A 4,167-nucleotide genomic window follows, 5' to 3' on the forward strand; every position below is an offset into this window, starting at 1 on the left:
TGATTATTGCGAAGAGGTCACACCCGTTCCCATACCGAACACGGCAGTTAAGCTCTTCAGCGTCGATGGTAGTTGGGGGTTTCCCCCTGTGAGAGTAGAACGTCGCCTGGTAACGAAAAACATCAGCTATTAGGCTGATGTTTTTTTGCGTTATAAAAAATAATATTTAAGAGTAAAAAATAATTTAGTTCATTCTTTATTCATATTTTAGTTGTAAATTTTAAAGGGAATGTAGATAAAAAAATAGTAAGTGTAAGGAGTAAAGATATGAAAGAAGAAACTAATTTAAATAAAAAAAGTGATTGGAGAAATTTTATCTCTTTATTAAAAAATGCAAATCCTCCTAAATGGTTGTTTGCAATAGGCGTACTATTAAGTGTAGCCACTACTTTAGTGGGGTTACTATTACCTTTGCTAACAAAGAAATTTGTAGATGGTTTTTCGTTAGCATCCTTAAGTGCGGGACAAATAGTGGTTTTTGTTGCAGTACTAATAATACAGGCTATTTCATCAGCAGCTTCTATTTATCTGCTTAGCCGAGTAGGAAATACAGTTGTTGCCAATGTAAGACACCGATTGTGGAAGAAAATGATTGTTCTTCCAATATCTTATTTTGATGAGACTCAGACTGGAGATAATGTAAGTCGAGTTACAAATGATACAGCAATTTTAAAGGGGTTAATAACAGAACACATAACAAACTTTTTAACAGGAATCATTTCTATTGTCGGATCTTTTATATTACTTCTAGTATTAGATTGGAAAATGACATTGGTAACTTTTAGCATTATACCTGTCATTGCACTAATATTTATCCCTATTGGAAAACAAATGTCAAAATTATCAAAAGCAACCCAAGATGAGACAGCAAAATTCACATCGTTAATAAGCCAAGTTTTTTCGGAAATTAGATTAGTGAAAGTTTCGAACGCGGAAACCTCTGAAATTACTAATGGAAACAAGGGAATTAATAATTTATTATCTTTCGGTATTAAGGAAGGAAAGCTACACTCTTTCATTGGACCAATTGTTTCCTTTGTATTAATGCTTATTTTAGTAGTCATTATTGGATATGGCGGGGTCAGGGTCTCATCGGGTGCAATAACTGCAGGGGCGTTAGTAGCTTATATCCTTTATTTATTCCAAATTATCTTCCCAATAACCCAAATTACACATTTCTTTACTGAACTTCAAAAAACAAAAGGTGCTACTGAAAGAATGATCAGTATATTAGAACTAGAAGAAGAAGATTATCAAACTGGAAAAGATGAAGTTGATATGAATTTACCGATTAAGATTAATAAGTTGCATTTTGCATATAAGGAAGAAGAGATGTTAACAAATCTTAATTTTGTGATCCCTCCTGGTAAGGTAACAGCTATTGTAGGACCAAGTGGAAGCGGAAAGACAACTTTATTTTCACTCATTGAACGTTTCTATCCTCCAAATAATGGGGAAATAAAAAATGGAGATAATCCAATAAATAGTTTTAATTTAGAGAGTTGGAGAAAACAAATAGGTTATGTTGCACAAGAAAGTCCGCTAATTGCCGGTACAATTAGAGATAATATTTGCTATGGAATTAAAAGAGAGATATCTGATAAAGAATTGGCTTATGTATCGGGTATGGCATATGTAGATCAATTTGTTAATGACTTACCTGAAGGTTTTAATACAGAGGTTGGAGAAAGAGGTATAAAACTATCTGGTGGACAAAGACAACGAATAGGTATTGCGAGAGCTTTACTAAGAAACCCTAAATTATTAATGTTGGATGAGGCAACTTCAAACCTTGATAGTAGGTCTGAATTAGTTGTACAAAATGCACTTTCTAATTTAATGAAAGGGAGAACTACTTTAATTATTGCCCATCGTCTTTCCACAGTTATAGATGCGGAGCAAATTGTATTTTTAGATAAAGGGAAAATAACTGGTATAGGGACACATGATGAATTATATAGTAACCATTTGATGTATAGAGAATTTGCAGATCAACAATTGAGAGTAAATAGTGCAGTGTAATTAAACTTTAGGGAAGGTGTTTTTATGGCTAGTATTTTAATCGTAGACGATGATCCACATATTCGGAAACTATTAAATGTTTTACTTCGGGATGAGGGCTTTACTGTTTTTGAGGCTACAAATGGTATTGAAGCAATTAGTGTTTTTGATGATAACAGAATAGATATGTTAATTATAGACTTAATGATGCCTAAAATGGATGGATTTGAGCTTTGTAGAGAAATACGCAACAATTATGATCTTCCTATAATTATGTTAACTGCAAAAGGTGAAACTGAACAGAAGGTTAGGGGGTTTAAATTAGGGACCGACGACTATATCGTAAAACCGTTCGAACCAGTCGAATTAGTTGTTCGAGTAAAAGCTTTGTTAAGAAGATCAAAAATATCTTCGTCTAAAATTGTTCAAATAGGAAGGTTAATAATAGACCACAGAAATTACAAAGTTCTAAATGACAATGAGGTAATCAATATGCCATTGAAAGAATTAGAGCTTTTATTTACTTTAGCAAGCTCTTTAGGTAGAACATATTCCAGGGAACAATTAATTGAAAACATTTGGGGATTCGATTATGCAGGGGATGAAAGAACTGTGGATGTTCATATAAAGCGATTGAGGGAAAGATTTCCCGAGAAAGAATTTGGTTTTAAAATTGCTACTGTGTGGGGATTAGGGTATCGAATGGAGTTATTGAAATGAAAGTATTAAAAAAAATTAGAGATGTTATAGGAGCTATATTATTATTAACGACTGCAATAATGATTGGAAGCCTAATTGTTCACTATTCTACTATTTACTTTTATGAAAATCATTTCACTAGTCTATCAGACTTAACGATACAAATCATAAATACTTTTTTAACTTTTCTATTACTAATGCTCGGAGGAGCTATATTTGGTAGAATGTTTCATCATCCAAAGCAAATGAAAATGGTAAAAGAAATAATGCAGGCAATTAGAAGTATTTCAAGAGGAGAGTTTAACGTATCAGTGGATCTTGAAAAATTCAGGAATGCATTTGGTGGTGAAATAGGACAGATAATAGATAGCTTTAACCATATGGCAAAAAATTTAGATCAAATGGAAAACATGCGACAAGAATTTATTTCAAACGTCTCACATGAAATTCAATCGCCATTAACATCGATTAAAGGTTTTGCTAAAGTATTACAAAATGAAAGTTTACCATTAGAAGAGCGAAAGCAATATTTAAATATAATCGAGTATGAAAGTACAAGATTATCCAAGCTTAGCGATAACCTACTAAAGCTAACTTCACTTGAATCACAAAACCAGCCAATAGAAAAGAACAGTTTTTCATTAAATAGCCAACTTATGTACTCATTGTTAAGCTGCGAACCTCAAATAGTAGAAAAAAATATTAATATGCATGTTGACCTTGGTAAAATTGACTTTATTGGAGACGAGGCTCTCTTGAATCAGGTTTGGATGAATTTAATAACAAACAGTATAAAGTTTACTTCTAACAATGGTGATATATTTATATCTGCTATACAAGATAATGACAAGGTAGTTATACAAATTCAAGATACTGGAATTGGTATTTCGGAAGAAGATCAAGTGCATGTATTTGAAAGGTTTTATAAAGCAGATAAATCAAGAGATAGAACAACCGGCGGAAATGGATTGGGTTTATCAATTGTAAAGAAAATTGTTGATATGCATAACGGAATAGTATATGTAAAAAGTGAGATCGGTAAAGGGTCACTTTTTGTAGTAGAGTTACCTGTAACAGCGGGGTAATTGTTTTTCATTATAGTAAGTAGCGTTTAGTAAAGTTAACTAGATTTTTTGCTATAATGAGAAACATTATCTTTTTTATTATAAAGTTATTGCAATCATAAAAGAATCGTGGTATATTATTAAACGTTGTCACATTGAACCAATAAATGAGGCAAGAAAATAATATAAAAAAGTTGTTGACTAAACAAACTTTAATATGTTATTATTATATAAGTCGCTAAGAGATGAAGCGGCGAAGTGAACTTTGAAAACTAAACAAAACATGAAGTAAACGTCAATTATTAGTTTTTTGAGCAATACAAGATTTAAACTTAACTTTTATGGAGAGTTTGATCCTGGCTCAGGACGAACGCTGGCGGCGTGCCTAATACATGCAAGTCGA

3 protein-coding genes and 2 rRNA genes are annotated in these 4,167 nt (G+C 32.3%); all 5 read left to right on the top strand.

What is annotated here, in order from left to right; translation table 11 throughout:
- Positions 1-111: ribosomal RNA gene (gene rrf, locus BED47_RS13065) — 5S ribosomal RNA — on the top strand; the annotation flags it as partial.
- Positions 112-267: 156 nt separating this feature from the next.
- Positions 268-2,022: an ABC transporter ATP-binding protein gene (locus tag BED47_RS13070; protein WP_069034020.1), complete on the top strand. Its 1,755-nt coding sequence runs from the start codon at positions 268-270 to the stop codon at positions 2,020-2,022.
- A gap of 24 nt (positions 2,023-2,046) precedes the next feature.
- Positions 2,047-2,721 carry a response regulator transcription factor gene (locus BED47_RS13075; protein ID WP_069034021.1) on the top strand — a complete coding sequence of 225 codons (675 nt, stop codon included), beginning with the start codon at positions 2,047-2,049 and terminating at the stop codon, positions 2,719-2,721.
- Complete coding sequence (locus BED47_RS13080) at positions 2,718-3,785, top strand: HAMP domain-containing sensor histidine kinase (RefSeq protein ID WP_069034022.1); 1,068 nt, start codon at positions 2,718-2,720, stop codon at positions 3,783-3,785. The genes BED47_RS13075 and BED47_RS13080 overlap by 4 nt, the downstream gene beginning before the upstream one ends.
- Positions 3,786-4,102: 317 nt before the next feature.
- A 16S ribosomal RNA gene (locus BED47_RS13085) occupies positions 4,103-4,167 on the top strand; the annotation flags it as partial.

The organism is Gottfriedia luciferensis, assembly GCF_001712755.1.
GTDB lineage: Bacteria > Bacillota > Bacilli > Bacillales > Bacillaceae_G > Gottfriedia > Gottfriedia luciferensis_B.